Raw genomic sequence first — 19,232 nt, forward strand, 5'->3', positions numbered from 1 at the left:
ATGAAGTCACAAAGCAGCGAAAGACTGGCAGGAGGCTATAACATGGAATCGATATTGAAAGCGGAACCAAGTAAATCCGTGTCACCAAAACACAAGCGCAATCCAGGGAGCTCTACGGTATGGGAAAGGCTGAAGGAGCAGCGGTTATTGTATTTGCTCATGCTTCCGGCTTTGGTTGTAACGCTCTTATTCTCCTATGTGCCAATGTTTGGCCTATATATGGCCTTCATTAATTATTCGCCGGGCGGCGGCTCGTTTTTCGGACAGTTTTTCACGACGGAGTTTGTTGGGCTGGACTGGTTTAATTACTTTTTCACGAACGGCGATTTCTATAGGGTGATGCGAAATACGCTGGCTCAAAGCTTCTTGTCGCTGTTGTTCGGTTTTCCGATGCCGATCATTTTGGCGCTTATGATTAATGAGCTCCGCAATGGATGGTTCAAGCGGACGTTCCAGACGGTTTCCTACATGCCTCATTTTATTTCATGGGTGATTGCGGCAAACATCATCATTACGGTGCTCTCTTCCGGAGGCGTGCTCAACAACCTATTGACGGGGCTTGGATTCATCGAGGAGCCGATTCAATTTATGCAGAAGGGTCCTTTGTTCTGGTGGATCATCGCGTTCTCGAACACGTGGAAGGACATGGGCTTTAACGCGATAATGTATTTGGCCGCGATTTCGGCGATCAATCCCGAACTTTACGAGGTGGCGAAGGTGGACGGGGCAAGCCGCTTAAAGCAAATGTTGCACATCACGCTGCCGTCGATTAAGCCGACAATTATTATTTTGGCCATTCTGGCGGTAGGCGGCATCTTGAACGCGGGCTTCGATCAGCAGTACTTGCTGCAAAATAATACCGTGCTTCAATATTCGGAGGTTATCGATACGTACACGTACAAATACGGCCTGCAGAACGGGATGTTCTCTTACGGGGCAGCCGTCGGATTGTTCAAATCGGTCGTCGCTTTCATCCTTGTCGTCAGCGTCAACACGATGGCCAAAAAAATGAATGAACAGTCATTGTTCTAGGATCGACGAAAGGGGAACGCAGCATGGCAAAATTCAAAAATGATTTTCTGTTTATGTCCATGGTTTACTTATTCATCATCGGGGTATTTATCGTAACGTTTTATCCTTTCTGGAACATATTTATTATTTCGTTTAACAGCGCCGAGGATACGCTGCGCGGGAACTTGTATTTGTGGCCGAGGGATTTCAGCTTGGCCAGCTATAAGCAGATTTTATCCGACAGCGAGATTTGGCTCGCCATCAAGGTAACGGTGCAGCGGACGATCATCGGCACGCCGCTCGCGGTCGTCGTCATCAGCATGGTCGCTTATTCACTGAGCAAACGCGAGCTTGTCGGAGGAAGGTTCTGGTCGCTCTACTTCGTATTCACGATGTATTTCGGCGGCGGTCTCATTCCTTATTACATGGTGCTCAAGAGCCTGCATCTCATCGACAGCTTCATGGTATTCATTCTGCCGAGCATGATGAACGTGTTCTACATGATCATCGTACGCACCTTCATGCAGCAGCTGCCGCAGGAGCTCGACGAGTCGGCGAAGATAGACGGCGCGAACTACCTGCAAATTTTCTTTAAAATTATTTTGCCGCTGACGACGCCCGTGCTCGCCACGATCGGGATGTTCACGGCGATCATGCACTGGAATGCCTGGTTTGACTCCTACGTGTTTACTTACAATTCGGATCTCAAAACGCTGCAGGCCGTGCTGGTCAAAATATTAAACCAATATCAAACCAGCTCGATGGTCGGTGACGCGCAGCAGATGGCCGATGCCTCCAAGCGGCTTGCGGTTTCGCCGGACACGATTAGGATGGCAGCTACCATGGTGGCCACGCTGCCGATTTTGATGGTCTACCCGTTTCTGCAAAAGTATTTCGTTAAGGGCATGACGCTGGGCGCTGTAAAAAGCTAAAGCCGCGATATTCTTGCTGGAGGTGATGAGGCCTGTAAGGCCAATGCTTTTGGGTGGAAATGTACTATAATAAGATCACATATAAGGGGGACTTCTACAATGCGTATTCAAAGATGGCTCGTTCTGTTTCTAGCCGTTATGGTCGTCGGTTCTGTATTATCAGCCTGCGGCTCGAACAATTCGAAAAACGGCGGCAATGCCGCAGTGAATGATAATGGCTCCGAGAACGGTTCCGTGGAACCGCTCACGCTCACTTTTTTTGATAAAAATACAGGGGATAAGTTCAGTAACGCGGTTGCTGCGGAGATTACGAAACGGACGGGAATTACCGTTGAAATTCAGCAGCCTACCGGAAATCCGGCAGAGAAGCTTAATCTGATGCTGGCGAGCGATGATCTGCCCGATATTATTTTATTCGAGCGCGGCAGCGATTTGGTCAATAAATATATCGAATCGGGCGCCATCATTCCGTTAAACGATTTGATTGAATCCCATGGTCCTGATGTTTCCGAGATGTATGGCGACGTGCTGAACAAGACCCGCTATAAAGACGGCAAAAACTATTACCTCTCCAACTGGTACGGCTTTGAGAGCGAGCCGGTGTTCGGCTTCAACATCCGCAAGGATATCATGAAGGAGCTGGCGCCGGATAAAGCGGAGGGCGGCGTGCCGTTCACCGCATCGGAGTTCAAACAGCTGCTTCAGGATTTCAAAGCGAAATATCCGAACATGGACGGGAAAGAAACGATTGCCTTGTCGATGGACGGAGAAAACTTCGGCGGCTCGCTCGGCACCTTCAAAGGCATGTTCGGCATGATGCCATTCTACGAGAACAACGGCAGCTTGCAGTTTGACGTAAAAGATCCGAAATACCGGGATATGATCCTTTACATGAATGATTTGTACCGTTCGGGCTTGCTGGACAAAGAGTGGGCCATTAACAAAAAGCAGGTTTGGGAACAAAAGCTGGCAACGGGAACCGTGCTTGCAACGACGGGCGCATATTGGGAAGCGGGCGGCGCGAATACGATCCTGCTGAAGGATCGCGGCGAGGAATCGCAGATGTTCCCGTATAAGGTTGTTGCCGACGGCGTAGATCCGGCTAAAACGACTTACGGCGGCCGCAGCTCGCTTGGCTGGGATGCGATCACCATTACGAAGAAAAATAAAAATCCGGAGCGCACGATGGAGTTCATGAACTTCCTGGCGAGCGAAGAAGGCCAATATTTGCTCATGTGGGGCATCGAGGGGCAGCACTGGGATATGAAGGACGGCAAGCATACGCCAAGGCCGGAAGTGCTTCAAGGCTTCAAGGATGATTGGAACGCCTACACGAAAGAAACGGGTATCCGCAAATGGACTTGGTTCATTAAGAACGGCAAAGGCTCAGACGGAACGCCTTACGATTTGCCGGGACGTTATGAACGCGGGGCAGTCGATCAAATGGCGATCAAAAACCTGGCTGACTCTGTCTATGATTCGGTGCTGTATGACGGCCTAGGACCGCAGGGAGGCACGCCTGAAGCCCTTAACGAGCAGAAGGTGAACGATATTGTGAAGCAGGCTTTGACGAAAGCGATCATGGCCAAAACGGCTGAGGAAGCAAACAGCATTTTCGATAAAATGCTGAGCGACATGAAAGCGGCCGGCGACGAGAAAGTTGAAGCGATTTACACGAGCAATTACAAAAACCGCGTAGAGCTTTGGAAATAACGGCAAGCAGAGCGTGTAGGAGGGCCGGCGCAGCCGGCCTTCTTTCATTCTAATACAGGAGCTGATAAAGAATGATCATGGGAGCATTCAAGCTGGAGCTGGATAACGGCGAATTTGTCGTTGATAACGGCATTATGCAGGCAAGGGCAAATGTGGCGGACGGCAGTGTAACGCTGCGATGGAGCAGCGGCGAAGCGTTGATTGGGCTTTATGCAGAAGCACGCTATGGCCTGGAGAAATTGCGTTCCACGTATTACGGCAAGCATTACGTAAAGGAAGCGGAGGCGCAGCAGATCACGGACGGCTTTGGCAGCGGCATCCGTTGGACATTTGTGCACGAGGAGCTCGGGAAGCCCGTGCTTAGGCAGCATTTCCGCATGTATGAGCAGCTCCCTTATGTATTGACCGAGCTGGAGGCGGAAAGCGAATTCGACTGGGAGACGAACGAGCTGACACCGCTGGCTGCTTACTTGAATGACGGCAGCGTGTTATCGTTTGCGGATGGCACGGATCCAAGCGAGGAGATCAGAGCGCTGTTTATCCCGTTTGACAATGATAAATGGGTCCGCTATGCCTCGCATGCGATTCCTTGCAGCGTGCACAGCTACGAAGCAACGGCGATTTACCGCCCCGCCGGCAGAAACGGCTTTGTGCTCGGATCGGTTACGCATGACCGCTGGAAAACGGGCGTAGTCGTGGAAGGCACGTTCGCGGAAGCGGTCGGCAGACTGCGTATATATGGCGGTGCGGCGGATATGCAGACCAGGGATACGGTTGCGCACGGCGCAATTCGGGGCAGAAGCATCACATCCCCGACAATATTCGTTGGAGCGTTCGCCGACTATCGAAACGGGCTTGAAGCGTACGGAAGAGCTAACGCGGTATTGTCCCCTGCCCTGCCATGGGAAGGCGGCATTCCGATGGGGTGGAACAGCTGGTCTGCCGTCATGAGCAAGCTGGACTACGACGTCTATACGCACACTTCGGATTTTTTTGCCAAGGCATTGCAGCAAAACGGCTTTGCGGACGACAACGACAGCTTGTATGTCAATTTTGATGCTTTTTGGAACAGCTTGCCTGAGGAGCAGCTTAAGGACGCCGTCCGCCGGGTGAAGGAAAATGGCCAAAAGCCGGGCATCTATTATACGCCGTTCGCTTTCTGGGGAAGCGACCCGGAGACGCCGGTCGAAGGAACGGACGGCAGGGTGCTTTACCGGGAGATCCTGATTAAGGATCAGGCTGGTCGGCCGCTGCCGAAGCTGGACGGAGCCTTCCCGATTGATCCGACGCATCCCGAAGCGCAGGAGCGGATCAAGCGCAGCCTGGACAGCTTTGTCGAGCTCGGCTTTGACTACGTGAAGCTGGATTTCCTGACGCATGGGGCGATGGAAGGCCGATTCCATCTGGAGAGCGTGCGCACGGGGATCCAAGCCTACAATATCGGAATGGCGCTTATTCGCGATACGCTTTCGCCGGAGCGGGTCGGCCGGCCGTTTTTGATCAATTTATCGATTGCGCCGTTATTCCCTCATGGCTACGCGCACAGCCGCCGCGTTTCCTGCGACGCCTTCGGGACGATTAATGATACCGAATACATGCTAAACGCGCTTACTTACGGCTGGTGGATCAATGACAGCCTATATCGTTTTAACGATCCCGATCATGTCGTGCTGTACAGAAGCGACAATCAGCGCTCAACCAGCGAGCATGAAGGGAGAAGCCGGTTGAACAGCGCCGTGATTGCCGGCACGTCGCTGCTGCTCGGCGATGATTACCGCGTCTTGGAGGCTGCTCGGCGGGCAAAGGAATGGATGACGAACCGCGAGGTCATGGCGCTTGCGCGGCGCGGCGAAACCTTTAAGCCGGTGGAGGGAAAGAGCGGGAGCAAAGGCGAGGACCTGTTTACGCTGAGAGGAGAAGAAGGCATCTATGTTGCCGTCTTTAACTTTGACGAAGAGAAGGAAAGCGTAAAGCTCGTTTCATTTGCAAGACTCGGCATCGATTCCTCTAAGGGGATAGTAGTGCGGGATTTGTGGAGCGGACAAGAGCAGCGCATCGAGGGAGAGAGCATGGAACACCGCATGGAACTGGCGCCAGCCGAGTCCAAGCTTCTGCTGTTCAAACCAACGCGTTGATTATGTCCCTGTTCCTATTCAAGCCGGTTTGCTAGATGGTAACCGCATGATAATACCCGCGTTCATGGGACAGTCTAGCAACAGACTGGTGAAACAAAACCCTTTTTGATAAAAAATACAAAAATGCAGGAACGTGAAGGGACTGTACCAAAAGTAATAAGCTCGCTGTAGAGAAAGCTCGCTTTGAACAGAAATGTTGGATAACATGAAAAAATAGCGCTACAGTGGGCAATTCCCGTAGCGCTATTTTTCTGTTCTGGTCTATGGCTGCTTGCTTAAGTTGATTATGGGCAAGCGATAGCCACCCGACCTCTAGGCTTACTTTTGGCAAGCCGCTCCGGTACACTGCAGTTTCTACAGCAGAATTACGGAATACGCTTCTTTATTTTAGCTACAATGCATTTACTACAGCAGAATAGACGCCACACGTTCCTAATCGCTCAAAAATAGGCACTCCCATTGCAGAAACTGCATTGTACACCTCGATCCAACTCGTTTTTTGTCCATACATTGCAGAAACTACAACGTAGAACTCTGACCGAACTTTTATTACACTTAGCTCCTGCAAGACCGTACGTCCAAAAATTTTCAAAAAACATTTAGCCGAGAGCCCCATTGCAACCGATAGAAATCGTCCGCGTTGCTACAGCAATCGCCGCATGCTCAAACTTAAATCGACGCCTTCCGTATGCCGCCCGGCAACAACTCCAGATCACCAAGAAACCATTTGTTTACATGAAAAAAGGGCTGTCTCTCGGGTCTTCAGACCTTTTGAGACAGCCTCTTTTCCCGTTCCCCCCACTACGACAGCCCCTGTCCCTTTACGTTCTGCTTCCGGCACTGCGAAGGAGAAAACCTCTTGTACTGCCTGAACATTTGGCTGAAATAGTTAACGCTGCCGAAGCCGACGTTAAACGCGATTTCCGTGACCGGATCGGAAGAATGGATCAATAATTGCTCGGCAGCATTAATCCGGAGCAGATTGACGTATTCCACGAAGGTTTTGCCCGTCATTCTCTTAAAGGTTCTGCAAAAGTGGTATTCGCTCAAATTGACGATGCCGGCCGCTTGCTGCACGGTCAGCTTCTCCGGATAATGCTGCTCGACAAAGGCGATAAGCTCTTTGAACTTCTCGGTCATTTCTGTGTCAATCGGAACTGCGGAGACGGATGGGCCTTGCAGCTGGTGATGACGGGATAAATGAACCAGCAGCAGATGAAGCATGGAGCGGATTGCGAGCCGGTAGCCTTGGTGCTGCTGCTCGTATTCAGCGATCAGCTGCTTGACGATGCCGGCGATGAATGGATAATGCGCATCCTTAACTGGCAGGTGCATGGGAAAAAAACTCTTTCCGGTTATATAAGGATTCGTGATCTGCATGTGATAGGCGTCGGCCATCGAGCTTCCGGCCAAGGAGGAATGAAAGACCACCGCGTAATACTCCACAGGATCGTCAGATTCAGAAAACCCCGTATGGATCAGCCCTTTGTTTACGAACATAAAATCGCCCGGTTCCGGTCTGACCGTCTCGGAGCCAATATAGAAAATTGCGTTTCCGCGGATAAAATATATGATTTCCCAATCGTCATGCCAGTGCAAGTGCAGGATCTCCTTGCCCGTCGGAATGATATGGAAAACGTCCAGCGGAAAGCCGGGCTCTTGGTGAGGCACGTCTTGTTTGATTTGATGAGGATTTGTCATGACGCAGTCCCTCCGAAAAGCAAGATTCCTTAACTTTACAGCAATATCAGATAGAGAACTCTATAGTTGAAGCACCTATAATTATAGACAATCAGCCGCTGGAATGAAAGCGTTAACTAAAGTAAGGAAGGCGAAATCCAAGGTCTGTAGGGGGTTATTGCATGGCGTTCGACGTAGAGTCGACAACAGGAGATTCAAGCTGGTATACGCATGATAGATTCGGCATGTTCATTCATTGGGGCTTATATTCGTTGGGAGCCAGGCATGAGTGGATGAAAGGCCGGGAATTTATGACAAATGAGCAGTACAACAAATATTTCAAACATTTCGACCCGGATATGTACGATCCCGAGCTATGGGCTTCCCTTGCGGCCGATGCCGGCATGAAATATTTTGTCATCACCGCCAAGCATCATGAGGGATTCTGTTTATGGGATTCCAAGCTGACCGATTATAAAGCGACGAACACGCCGGCAGGACGGGATCTGCTGACGCCGATGGTGGAAGCCTTCCGTTCAAAAGGCATCAGACCGGGACTGTATTACTCCTTATTGGACTGGCATCACCGGCATTATACGCTCGACGTCAAGCATCCGCTCCGTTACAACGAGGCGTTTCTCGAAGACCAACGGAACCGCGAGTGGCAGCAGTATGTCGATTATTTGCATGGGCAAACGAGGGAGCTGCTGACGGAGTTCGGCAAGATCGATATGATGTTTTTTGATTTCTCGATCCCGCCGGAGCAGGGCTTCCCGGGCAAAGGCAAGGAAGAGTGGCAAAGCGAGAAGCTGGTGAAGCTCATCCGTGAGCTGCAGCCGCACATTCTGCTGAACGACCGTCTGCAGGTGAAGGGGGATATTACTACGCCGGAGCAGTATCAACCGCGTGAGTGGATTCAAATGAACGGCAAGCGCGTAGTCTGGGAAGCATGCCATACTTTCAGCGGCTCATGGGGGTATTACCGTGACGAGGAAACGTGGAAGAGCGTAGACACCCTTGTGAAAATGTTGATTGATACGGTAAGCAAGGGCGGTAACCTGCTGCTTAACGTCGGGCCGACCGGACGCGGCGAATTCGACGAACGGGCGATCGACCGGCTGAAAGGCATCGGCGAATGGATGAAGCCCCACAACAAGTCGATTTATGGATGCACCGCAGCGCCGGAGGAGTTCCAATGTCCCGAAGACTGCCGATTTACGTACAATCCGGAGAGCAATCGCCTCTATCTGCATATTTACAGCTGGCCTTTCAAGCATATTCATCTGCGCGGTTTCTCCGGCAGGGTGGAATACGCACAGCTGCTGAACGATGCCTCGGAAATAAGAATGGTGCAGGGCGAAGAGGAGATGACGATGGAAGCGGGAGCGTTCAACGAAGGCCGGTCGCGCGATATTTTGACGCTGCAGCTGCCGGTCAAGAAGCCGAACGTAACCGTTCCCGTCATTGAGCTTTTCTTGAAAAACTAAGCCGGAAACGACGGAACGTACATGGAGATGAGACGATGAGTAAACCGAAGCTGGGATTGCAGGGACCGGTTATCGCCTGGCAGGACTCTTGGGCGGGGCAGGCGTCAGATGATATCATGCGCACGGGCACGGGCAGCGTGTATCCTTCCCAGGATGATACGCCGCCCCCCGGCCGGTTCGTCGAGGCGATGAAGGAGCTAGGCGCGGAGTTTTATGTGCACCATATGTTCCCCAGCCTGGCCGGCCAATCGGAAATGATACGCGATATGGCGGGACACGGCATGGAGGTGTGCTTAGGAAACGAGTACGGCAATATTAACGGCCCTTTCGTAGAAGGAACGAACCGTTACGACGTGCCGGATGATGCGATGCTTGAAGCGGCTCGAAGCGGCAAGCTAATCGGACTGCTCTACGATGAACCCGAGCATTTGCAAATTAATGCGTCGCAATACCGCAAGGATGAGTTCCTGCCGCATTGGGGAGGAACGGAAGGCAAGTCGCTTGCGCAATCACGGGAATGGGTAACCGAGGCGGTTGCGGCGAGAGTGAATCGCGTACGCGGCGTCCTGGCGGGAGCCGGACTGGACCCGGACCGGGTGCCGCTCGTATCCGAATTCGTGTTTCCGACCTTGTTCCATACGAAAGCCCGCGGCGGAATGGCCGTTTGCCCGAAAATTATGAAAGAGTCGTTTCAATCGCTGCAGCTTTCCACGGCTCTTGGCGCGGCGAAGCAATATGGCCGGGCAATGTGGATTTGCGCGGACCTATGGGGACCGGATGCCGGGCCATGGTTCACCCGCACCTCCGGATTTCCAGGCCATTCGCCGGAGGAATACGCTTCGGCTCTGCGAATGGGCTATTATATGGGCCCGACCCATCTGTTTACGGAAAATATCGACGTTTTGCTGCAGTACGAGAATGAACGGTTCCGCAAGACGGAATTCGGGGACGTATGGGATGAGTTCGTGCGCGGCTTCGTTCCGGAGCATCCCTTGTCTTGGACGCATGGCCAAGCCGAGCCCGATATCGTTGTCATCCATTCGGATGACAGCAACTATGGGCAGAACGAAAGGTTATTCGGCAATCGCGGGCTGACCGCTCCGGCTTCGACGCAAAGCGTGTTCCATGTGTGGCATCTTCTCAGTCACGGTACCATTCCCGCCCACGGAAGCTGCATGCATATTCCCGGCTATTCGTTTCCCCGGCACCGGTTGAAAGATGAGGTTCCGAAGGATCGCTTTCCGCTGAAGGAAGGCTGGCCGTTTCCCTTGGAGGAGCGGGTGCATCCGCTTCATTATCCGGTCAACAATGTGCTTGTATTTGACGATACGGTACAAGAACATCAGCTTGGCTGTCCGAAGCTGATCCTGGTTGCCGGCGACCGGATATCGGAAGAGTCTTTGAAGGCGGTTCGCCGCCGGGCGGAGTCGGGAGCAACGGTTGTTATCGGACGGTGGCTATCATCGGATCATTGGCCCGGAAGCGGCCGCGCCGGTGAAGGAAATTGGCTCGTGACCGACAGCTTTTTAACGGATGACCTCGTAAAGGAAGCGGTTCAGCCGTTCCTCGGCAGTCCCGATTGCTGGATGCAGCGCTTCGGCGGCACGGAGGTACGGATGTATAAGGCGGACACGCACGGCTTTAAGCTTGATTTTGAAATAAGAAAGGGGTGAACCGTACGACATGAGCCGGTATGCCGCGACATGCGAAATCAGGGAAGGACTTAAGGTCATCGTATTGACCGATGCGGCCTGCAAGGCGACGGCGGAATTGCTGCCGGCTGCAGGAAACAATCTTTACCGCTTCGAAAGCAAGGGGCATCCGGTTATTATGCCGCCGGCCAGTCTTCGATCTTTAAAGAATGAACCGTTCGAGGCTTTCAAATACGGCACGCCTATTTTATTTCCGCCCAACCGTGTGAAGCAAGGCCGGTTTTCGTTTCGCGGACGCCAGTACAATCTGCCTTTGAATGAACCTCCAGGCAATCATCTGCATGGCGAGATTTCCTCCAGAAGCTGGGAGGTAATCGAACAGGGAGCAAGCGATCATGGCGGTGCTACGGTTACCAGCCGTTTTCATTACGGCTTGCATCCGGAGATGCTGGAATATTTCCCGCATCCGCTTTCGTTTACCGTCACCTACCGCCTATTCGAAGGACGGCTGATGATGGACACGAAAATCCGGAACGACGGGGAGGACGAGGCGCCTTTCGCGTTTGGGCTCCATCCTTACTTTTCTATTCCTTTTAAGAGCGGGGAGCAGCTTGCTTTGAAGGTTCCGGCTGCCTCGGAGTGGCCGGTAACGAATGAGGCGTTCGTTATGGGAACGCCGGCAGTTACGCCATTCAGTCAAGCGTTGAAGGAAGGTGCCAGCATGACGGATTATCCGCGGCTCGGCTGCTCGCTGCTGGCACTGGAAGACGAGGAAGCGGACCATACATGCCGAATTGAAATGAAGGACAGCGGGTATGCGATCACCTACCGCTTCGACCGCAAATTCCCGTTTCTCGTTTTATTCCGTCCCGATTGGGCCGAGGCCTATTCGCTAGAGCCGTATACGAGCGTCACCGACGCGTTCAATCTGCCCTACGGCCACGAGCTGACGGGAGCCCGGGGAATCGGGGCAGGGGAAGAAATCCGTTTTGCAACCAGCCTAGCGGTGGAAGCCTTGGTTTAAGAATAGGGTTTCCATGCGATTGGAAGATCAAATGGCCCGCGCAGCGGACTTGTTCACCCTAGTTTTTAAAAGCGGAGGAGGACTGTCATATGGAAGCTGTCGATTTGAATTTACCTATCAATCCGGAAATGCCTAGGCGCAAAGATTACCGGATCGGCTGCATCGGTTCCGGGTTCATTATGAGGGATTGCCATCTCGTGGCGTACAGGGACGCAGGATTTCACCCGTACGCCATCAGCTCGAGAACACATGGAAATGCCAAAGCCGTGGCGGAGCTGCGCGGTATCCCCCATGTGTACGAAACATGGGAGGCGCTGATCCGGGATCCGCAAATCGAAATCTTGGATATCGCTGTTCCCCCGGACCGGCAGCTGGAAATCGTTCGGGAAGCCGTCAAGCAAGCTCATATTAAAGGGATCCTTTGCCAAAAGCCTCTTGCCATGAATATGCGGGAAGCGTGCGAAATCGTGGAGCTGTGCGAAGAGGCGGGCATTAAAATCGGCGTCAATTCGAATATGCGTTACGACCAATCCATACGGGCGCTGAAAGCGGTACTCGATAGGGGGTATCTCGGAGAGCCGGTTCTGGCGACGATCGAAATGCGGGCCATCCCGCATTGGCAGGATTTTCTTCATAAGTATGAACATGTTGAAATTCTGAATATGGGTATCCACCATATCGATGCTTTCCGTTATTTGTTCGGCGATCCCGAGAGGATTACCGCCGTTACGCGCAGGGATCCCCGCATCGCCTTCAAGCATATCGACGGCATTTCCCAATATACGTTCCAGTACGGCAATGAGCTGATGGCAACCAGCCTGGACGATGCGTGGGCGTGGCCAGGCGAAGGGACCGAGCAGGATATTTATATCAAATGGAGAGTCGAGGGACTGGATGGCGTGGCCCAAGGGACGATCGGCTGGCCAACCTATCCGGAAAGAACGCCAAGCACGCTCGAGTTTACGACCAAGCGGTCGCCGGGCAAATGGCACCGTCCCGCATGGGAGCAAGTATGGTTTCCAGATGCATTCCAGGGAACGATGGCCCAGCTGCTGCGCGCGGTCGAAACGAATACGGAGCCTGAAATCGGAGGAAGGGATAACCTGCATACGATGGCGTTGGTGGAGGCGTGCTATAAGTCTATTGCCGAACGGCGCACGGTCGAATTTTCTGAGACGGCAAGCAAAATCAAATCCTATACGTTTGAGGGAGGCAGTCCGCTATGATTTCAGTAGGTATTTTCAACGGGTATTACCCTTATACGCTTTCGGAAACGATCGCCAAAATTCAAAAAGACGGATTTTCCTGCGTTCAGCTCGATTTGTCGTTCAAGGACATGGACCTTTCGCTCGATTCACTTACGCAGGAAAAGGCCCGTCATATTCGCGACGCGTTCCGGGAAGCCAACCTGCCGATCGTCTGTATTTCTGGCTACACCAATATCATTCATCCGGATCCAAGGAAGCGGGCGGAAAATATTGAGGGCTTGAAGACGCTGCTGAAATTTGCCCGCGATCTCGGCTCGCCCTACGTCATCAGCGAGACGGGAACGTACAATTCGGAAAGCGATTGGGTATGGGATCCAAAAAACGGTACCGAAGAAGCTTATGAGGCGGTATGCGGGGAACTCGAGAGCCTGGCAAAATTTGCGTATGACCACGGTTCTATGTTTTTGGTGGAAAACTATGTCAACAACGTCATCGGCTCCGTCGATCAGCTGACCCGCTTATTCTCGGACGTCAATCACCCGGGCCTTGGCCTTCTGATGGATCCTACCAACTATTTCACGGAAAAAAATATCAATCAAGTCGACGAAGAGCTGAACCGCATCTTCAATACGCTGGGCGACAAAATCAAGATCGCTCATGCGAAAGACTGCAAGCCTGCCGTAGATACCTCAGAGAAGCATGCGGCGATCGATGCGGCTGAATCGCATACGTTCCGCGGCGCAGGCGGCGTGGAACTCCCCGCTCCCGGCCTTGGTATCTTGAATTATGACCTGTATTTGCAGCGCCTTTCCAAGCTTCATCCGAATATACCGATCATCATCGAGCATCTGGATGAGCAGGACATCCCGCGCGCGAAAAGGTTTCTTGACGGCAAATTAAAGGAAAACGGCTGTTAACCGGCCGAATCCTGAGTTTAGTCGGATCGGCGGGTAAGCCTGATGATTTCCGGGTTTATCCGCCGCCTATTTTCCCAGCAAAAAGGAGGAGCGATCCATGGCTTCCGCCAACAGGCAAAAACGGGATTACAGCATCACCGGACCCGAAAACCAACGTGCACATGAACGAGGGCTGGTCGCGGCCGAATGGTATACATGCCCGATTCCCCGCCAGCGCATGAAAGAGTTGATGAAAAGAAAGAACGGCCCGGCTATCCGGGATACGCTCATTTGGTTCGGCTCACTTCTCATCGTAGGTTATATTGCTTACCTGGCATGGGGAACGTGGTGGGCCGTTCCGGCATTTTTGGCATACGGCATTCTCTATGCGACGCCGGGCGATTCCCGCTGGCATGAGTGCGGGCACGGAACTGCGTTTAAGACGCCTTGGATGAACGAATTCGTGTACCAAATGGCATCCTTTATGGTATTGCGGTCTGCTACGCCTTGGCGATGGAGCCATGCCCGCCATCATACGGATACGATCATCGTTGGGCGCGACCCGGAAATTATTACGGAGAGACCGCCGGTCTGGAAAATTATAATTATGCAAATCTTCCATCTTTACGGCGGTCCGATTGAGCTTAAACGGTTTATGCTGCATACATTCGGAAAACTGGATACGCAGGAAAAGGAGTATATTCCCGTCTCTGAGCATCGCAAAACGTTCCGCGAGGCCCGCATTTACATGCTCATCCTGCTGGCGGTCGCTGTTGCATGCGTGTATGCAGGGAGTATCCTTCCCGCTATGTTTTTGTTCTTACCTTCTTTTTACGGAGGGATCGTCGTCATTTTATTCGGCATTACGCAGCATTTGGGACTTCACGAGGACGTGCTTGACCACCGGTTGAACACCCGCACCATTTATATGAATCCGGTATTGCGGTTTCTGTACTGGAACATGAACTATCATGTCGAGCATCATATGTTCCCGATGGTTCCCTATCATGCGCTGCCGAAGCTCCATCAAGAGATGAAAGCCGATTGCCCGGCTGCGCGTCCCGGCTTGTTCGCCGCTTTAAAAGAAGTGATTGCGGCTCTTCGGAAGCAAAAGCATAATCCCGCTTATGTTGTAGAAAAACCGCTGCCGGTTACCGCTCATCCCTATATGCGCGGCGTACGGCAGGATACCAGCCTAAGGAGTGAAGTGCAATGAGGACCGGAACGTGGATCGAAGCCTGCGCGGCGGATGCTATTGATGTGGAGGATGTGATCCGTTTTGATTTTGAGGATCGCACCTATGCGATATACAGGACGGAAAATGGGGAATACTTCGCCACCGACGGGTTCTGCACGCATGAACGGATTCATTTGTCGAACGGCTTAGTGATGGGCAACGTCATTGAATGCCCGAAGCATAACGGCCGTTTCGACATTCCTACCGGCAAAGCGAAGCGGGCGCCGGTATGCGTCGATTTAAAAACGTACCCAGTGAAGGTTGAAGCAGGAAAAGTGTTTATTCAAGCCTAGCTTCTGCGCGTCAATCTAACAGGAAAGGAACGAATCGATGAAATATAATGTGTTCGGCCGCACGGGAAGGCAGGTATCACGCTTAGGCTATGGCGCAATGGGCCTCGGAGGCTCATTCGGTGCCTATGAAGAGAAGGACCTGGTCCGGTCCGTCATTCACAGCTTGGAGCGGGGCGTGACTTTTATCGATACCGCGCGCAACTATGGGGAATCGGAGCGGATTTTAGGCCTGGCTTTGCGGGAGTGGAGCGGAGAAAGGCCTTTCCTTGCTTCCAAAATCCAGTCCAAAGGCCCGGGAAACCTGGGCTGGGGCATTCCGATCCCGGTGGAGACGGCGTATCCGAGAGGCTGGCTAAGGGAAAGCACGGAAACTTCGCTCAGGCAGCTAGGCGTCGACACCATTGATTTGATGCAGCTTCATCAATATTGGCCGCAGTGGGATAGCTCGGACTATTGGATGGATGAGCTGCTTGCGCTCAAGCAGGAAGGGAAGATCGGCGCAATCGGCATTTCATTGCCCGACCAGCGCCATGATATTGCGCTTCCGATCGTGCAAAGCGGTAAAATTGATTCCGTCCAAACGGTGTTTCATATATTCGACCCGCAGCCGCTCGACTGCCTGATTCCGGCTTGCGAGCAGAATAACGTCGCGCTCATCGCGCGCTGCATATTGGACGAGGGCGGATTGACGGGGTTCCTGAAAGAGGACACGGTGTTCGAAGCCGGCGATTTCCGGAAATCTTATTTTGATTATTTGCCCCGCAGCTTGTATATCGAGCGTGTCAATCGGCTGCGGGAAATGTTCATACCTGCTTATGCCGGCAGTTTGGCGGAGCTTGCCATTAAATTCGTTTTGCATCATCCGGGGGTAACCACGGCCATCTCCTCGATGCATGTGACAAAGTTTGCGGACGAGAACATCGCCGCCGTTGATCGCGAGCCTTTACCGGATAGCGTATTCGAGGAAATCAGACGCCATCACAGATGGGTGAGAAATTTTTATGAAACCAAATACTGGGATTAAGACGTTGTGGGCGGAACTGCTGCCTTATGAATTCAAACAAAGAATAGAGGAATGTCCTGTCGTCTATTTGCCGCTTGGCCTTTGCGAGCCGCATGGGCAGGTCAGCGCGTTCGGTCTGGATACGATAAAAGCGGAATGGCTCTGCCTGGAAGCAGCTCGGCAAGCCGGAGGCATCGTCGCCCCTTCCATGGGCTATCACATTCATGAAACAGGCTACCATGCCGGCTGGCTGGAACAAACGGTAGGTGAGCAGCAACCGCATATGACGGCCATGCCGCCGGGCATTTATCTTTCCTTTTTTCTGTATCAGCTAAGGGCGTTCGTGAATGCGGGGTTTAAAGCGGTTGTCGTTATCTCTGGGCACAGCGGGGGAAATCAAGCGGATTTGCGGAAAGCAGCCGATCTATTTATGAAATACGTTCCGGTCCAAGTATGGGTAAGAAGCGATCCGGAGCTGGTCGAGGGATTATACGAAGGCGACCATGCCGGCAAATACGAGCTTTCGCAATTGATGCATATCCGGCCGGATTTAGTCGATATGAGTGCCAAGCGGTACGAAGAGCTGCCGGATTACGGCGGGCGCCTGGCGATTGGGGCAGATGCGCTTGAAGCGAATGCGGAATGGGGAAGAGCGATCATGGAGGCCTGCTTAAACCGCTTATGCTCCGAAGTTTCCCGAATGAAGGAAGAGGCAGAACGAACCATTGTAAAGCAAGATGTTCCTTACTCGACGATCGAATCGGTTCTAAAAGAGCTCATGCAAAGCACCGGCGAATGGGTGACGGCCAGCCCTTGGAACGGGCAAGCAGCCGTATCCGAGCACTCCCGGTGGAAGCCGTATGAATATTATCGGCCGACGTAATAAGGGACTCTACCAATCAGAGCTTGGCCATAGAACAAGGAGGAAGCAGACCTATGAAAACTTACAAACTGGGCGTTGTCGGATTGGGAGAAGGCCGAAGCATTATGTCGGCCGCTATAAGCAGCAAGCGTTGGGAGCTTGAGATGGTGTGCGACATCAATCCGTCGATGTGCGAACAGCGCGCAGAGGAGTTCGGCTTCAACCGCTGGACGACAGATTACGGCACGCTGCTTGGCAATCCCGATATTGACGTGATAGCGATCTATACGCCGGACCAGCTGCATCTTACCCACATTACCCAAGCGTTGGAGGCGGGTAAACACGTCATCTGCACCAAGCCGCTGCTCACCTCGCTGGAAGGCTCGAACGAGCTGCTCGAGACGGTGCGGAAGTCCGGAAAACGTGTATTCGTCGGTCAGAGCTCACGCTTCTTCGAGCCGATGATCCGGCAGCGGGCGGACTTTGAGAAGGGGCGGCACGGCGACGTTCAAACGGTCGAGGCCCATTATATCGCGGACAGCCGTTGGTTTCTGGACAAACCGTGGAGCCGCCAGCGCGGCTTCAGTTGGATGTACAATTTTATGATCCATGCCGTCGATTTGGTACGCTGGTATTTGCCTGGCGTGACCGAGGTAACGGGCTTTGGAAACGTGAGCGAAACAAGCCGCAGCTACGGCCTGGACACCTGGGATTCGATGCGCTTCCTCGTCCGTGACGACCAGGGCAGGATCGGCCAAATTTCCGGCAGCTACACGCTTCCGGCGTTAGGATCGGATGTCGAGCCCGGCATCGGCTGCGTCATTCGAGGTACGAAGGGATCTTCGCGGGCAGAATACTCTAATTTGCGTTACCATACGCATTTTGCGGGGGAAGGGAAAGTCACGCAATCTTTCGAGGAAATGCATGATTACTATTTTCGCTTCGAGGGCAAGAGCCACCATGCCGGCGAATACCAAAATTACATTGAATATTTTGCGGAATGCCTGGATACGGGAGCCGTCCCGCTGCCGGACGTAGAGGAAGCCGTGCGGACTCTGGCTTTGATGGCGGCCATGGAGCGAAGCATGAAGGAAGGCGGCAAGCCGGTAAGCGTCGACGCGATTGTCCGCGAGAACGCATTGGCTTGAACCGCTGAAATTACGCGGATGAACGTCTAGTCTATAACATCCCGTATGCTGCCCATGCGGGATGGCTAGCTGCATTTGATGTATTTAAATCGACGATAATGGCCAAATCTTTGGTTTATCGGGATTTAGTTACATGGGATGCAGTTATTTTTATTGTTTTTTTTGATTTTCGTTCAAATAATCCTTCGGCGTGCATCCCGTCATTTGCTTGAAGAGCCGGCTGAAATAAAACTGGTCGGGGTAACCGACCTGTTCCCCTACTTCCTTAACGGATAAATGCCGGCGGTTGGCCAGCAAGTATTTGGCTTCATTGATGCGAAGCGCCATCAGATAGCGGGAAGGAAGCTCGCCCGTGTGCTTGATGAACAGCTTGCTCAAATAGGAGGCGTTAAAGTTGAAATTACGAGCGATCTGTTCCAGGCTCACTTCTTTCTGAAAGTTGTCCCTGAGGAACTGCTGCACCCTCCGTACGATTTCCTCGGTGCTTATTCCTTGATTTTGCATGCCTTTCATGTTTTCTTTGTAGGTGGATTCTTCGCGTTCAATAGCGGTTTTTACTTTTGCGAGCACGCGCTGCAGCTCATCCGCGGAGACGGGCTTCAGCAAGTAGTCGGTAACGCCGAATTGTATGGCTTGGCGCGCATATTCAAAATCGGCATAGCCGCTCGTGATGATTTTGCAGACGCGGGGATGATACAGGTGCATATGCTTGATTAACTCCATACCGTCCATGACAGGCATCCGGATGTCCGTCACCAGCAGATCGGGCTGTCCGGATTGGACGAGCTCGAGCGCTTCTTTCCCGTTTTGGGCGGTGCCGATGACCTTAACCGCCTCGTCTAGCCCTTCGATCTTGCGGGCCAGATTGTTGCGGATCAAATCCTCGTCCTCGGCGACAATCACTCTGATCTGTCTTGCGTCTTCCAACATGATGACCTTCTTTCCATAAGG

The 19,232-nt window shown here is 52.6% G+C and carries 16 protein-coding genes and 1 pseudogene; 14 read left to right on the top strand and 3 right to left on the bottom strand.

Annotation, left to right across the window (positions count from 1 at the left end; translation table 11 throughout):
* Positions 1-42 precede the first annotated feature (42 nt).
* From MRBLPE1_RS15625 to MRBLPE1_RS15640, 4 genes are all read left to right on the top strand, one after another.
* Complete coding sequence (locus MRBLPE1_RS15625) at positions 43-1,032, top strand: ABC transporter permease (protein WP_364146715.1); 990 nt, start codon at positions 43-45, stop codon at positions 1,030-1,032.
* 23 nt (positions 1,033-1,055) lie between these two features.
* Complete coding sequence (locus tag MRBLPE1_RS15630; protein ID WP_364146717.1) at positions 1,056-1,943, top strand: carbohydrate ABC transporter permease; 888 nt, start codon at positions 1,056-1,058, stop codon at positions 1,941-1,943.
* Positions 1,944-2,042: 99 nt separating this feature from the next.
* Positions 2,043-3,656, top strand: a complete 1,614-nt coding sequence (locus MRBLPE1_RS15635; RefSeq protein WP_364146719.1) for an ABC transporter substrate-binding protein — start codon at positions 2,043-2,045, stop codon at positions 3,654-3,656.
* A gap of 71 nt (positions 3,657-3,727) precedes the next feature.
* Positions 3,728-5,791 (top strand): alpha-galactosidase, encoded by a 2,064-nt coding sequence (locus MRBLPE1_RS15640; protein WP_364146721.1) that lies wholly within the window; start codon positions 3,728-3,730, stop codon positions 5,789-5,791.
* Positions 5,792-6,056: 265 nt separating this feature from the next.
* On the opposite strand, the pseudogene MRBLPE1_RS33240 reads toward MRBLPE1_RS15640, so the two are convergent.
* Positions 6,057-6,125 (bottom strand): annotated as a pseudogene (locus tag MRBLPE1_RS33240) (transposase); the annotation flags it as partial.
* Positions 6,126-6,592: 467 nt separating this feature from the next.
* The gene (locus MRBLPE1_RS15645) at positions 6,593-7,492 is read right to left on the bottom strand and encodes an AraC family transcriptional regulator (protein ID WP_364146724.1); all 900 of its coding nucleotides are present in this window, start codon (positions 7,490-7,492) and stop codon (positions 6,593-6,595) included.
* A gap of 161 nt (positions 7,493-7,653) precedes the next feature.
* Here MRBLPE1_RS15645 and MRBLPE1_RS15650 point away from each other — a divergent pair, with 161 nt between their 5' ends.
* The 10 genes from MRBLPE1_RS15650 to MRBLPE1_RS15695 all read left to right on the top strand — a co-directional run bounded on the left by MRBLPE1_RS15650 (position 7,654) and on the right by MRBLPE1_RS15695 (position 18,281).
* Positions 7,654-8,958: an alpha-L-fucosidase gene (locus MRBLPE1_RS15650; protein ID WP_364146726.1), complete on the top strand. Its 1,305-nt coding sequence runs from the start codon at positions 7,654-7,656 to the stop codon at positions 8,956-8,958.
* Positions 8,959-8,993: 35 nt separating this feature from the next.
* Positions 8,994-10,631 carry a hypothetical protein gene (locus tag MRBLPE1_RS15655; RefSeq protein WP_364146727.1) on the top strand — a complete coding sequence of 546 codons (1,638 nt, stop codon included), beginning with the start codon at positions 8,994-8,996 and terminating at the stop codon, positions 10,629-10,631.
* Between the two features lie 10 nt (positions 10,632-10,641).
* Complete coding sequence (locus MRBLPE1_RS15660) at positions 10,642-11,634, top strand: aldose 1-epimerase (protein ID WP_364146729.1); 993 nt, start codon at positions 10,642-10,644, stop codon at positions 11,632-11,634.
* Between the two features lie 89 nt (positions 11,635-11,723).
* Positions 11,724-12,860 (top strand): Gfo/Idh/MocA family protein, encoded by a 1,137-nt coding sequence (locus MRBLPE1_RS15665; protein ID WP_364146731.1) that lies wholly within the window; start codon positions 11,724-11,726, stop codon positions 12,858-12,860.
* Positions 12,857-13,759 (top strand): sugar phosphate isomerase/epimerase family protein, encoded by a 903-nt coding sequence (locus tag MRBLPE1_RS15670; RefSeq protein ID WP_364146733.1) that lies wholly within the window; start codon positions 12,857-12,859, stop codon positions 13,757-13,759. Before MRBLPE1_RS15665 ends, MRBLPE1_RS15670 begins: the two co-directional genes overlap by 4 nt.
* Positions 13,760-13,856: 97 nt before the next feature.
* Positions 13,857-14,954: a fatty acid desaturase family protein gene (locus MRBLPE1_RS15675; protein ID WP_364146735.1), complete on the top strand. Its 1,098-nt coding sequence runs from the start codon at positions 13,857-13,859 to the stop codon at positions 14,952-14,954.
* Positions 14,951-15,268 (top strand): MocE family 2Fe-2S type ferredoxin, encoded by a 318-nt coding sequence (locus MRBLPE1_RS15680; RefSeq protein WP_364146738.1) that lies wholly within the window; start codon positions 14,951-14,953, stop codon positions 15,266-15,268. Before MRBLPE1_RS15675 ends, MRBLPE1_RS15680 begins: the two co-directional genes overlap by 4 nt.
* A gap of 37 nt (positions 15,269-15,305) precedes the next feature.
* The gene (locus MRBLPE1_RS15685) at positions 15,306-16,292 is read left to right on the top strand and encodes an aldo/keto reductase (RefSeq protein ID WP_364146740.1); all 987 of its coding nucleotides are present in this window, start codon (positions 15,306-15,308) and stop codon (positions 16,290-16,292) included.
* On the top strand, positions 16,270-17,154 hold the full coding sequence (locus MRBLPE1_RS15690; RefSeq protein ID WP_364146742.1) for a creatininase family protein: 885 nt from the start codon (positions 16,270-16,272) through the stop codon (positions 17,152-17,154). The genes MRBLPE1_RS15685 and MRBLPE1_RS15690 overlap by 23 nt, the downstream gene beginning before the upstream one ends.
* 53 nt (positions 17,155-17,207) lie before the next feature.
* Positions 17,208-18,281 (top strand): Gfo/Idh/MocA family protein, encoded by a 1,074-nt coding sequence (locus MRBLPE1_RS15695; RefSeq protein WP_364146745.1) that lies wholly within the window; start codon positions 17,208-17,210, stop codon positions 18,279-18,281.
* A 150-nt stretch (positions 18,282-18,431) separates the two neighbouring features.
* Here the strand turns inward: MRBLPE1_RS15695 and MRBLPE1_RS15700 are convergent, their stop codons facing one another.
* Entirely contained in the window at positions 18,432-19,208 is a 777-nt protein-coding gene (locus MRBLPE1_RS15700; protein WP_364146746.1) for a response regulator transcription factor, read from the bottom strand.
* Positions 19,209-19,232 lie beyond the last annotated feature (24 nt).

Source organism: Paenibacillus sp. LPE1-1-1.1 (assembly GCF_040676435.1).
In the GTDB taxonomy this organism is placed as follows: Bacteria; Bacillota; Bacilli; order Paenibacillales; family Paenibacillaceae; genus Pristimantibacillus.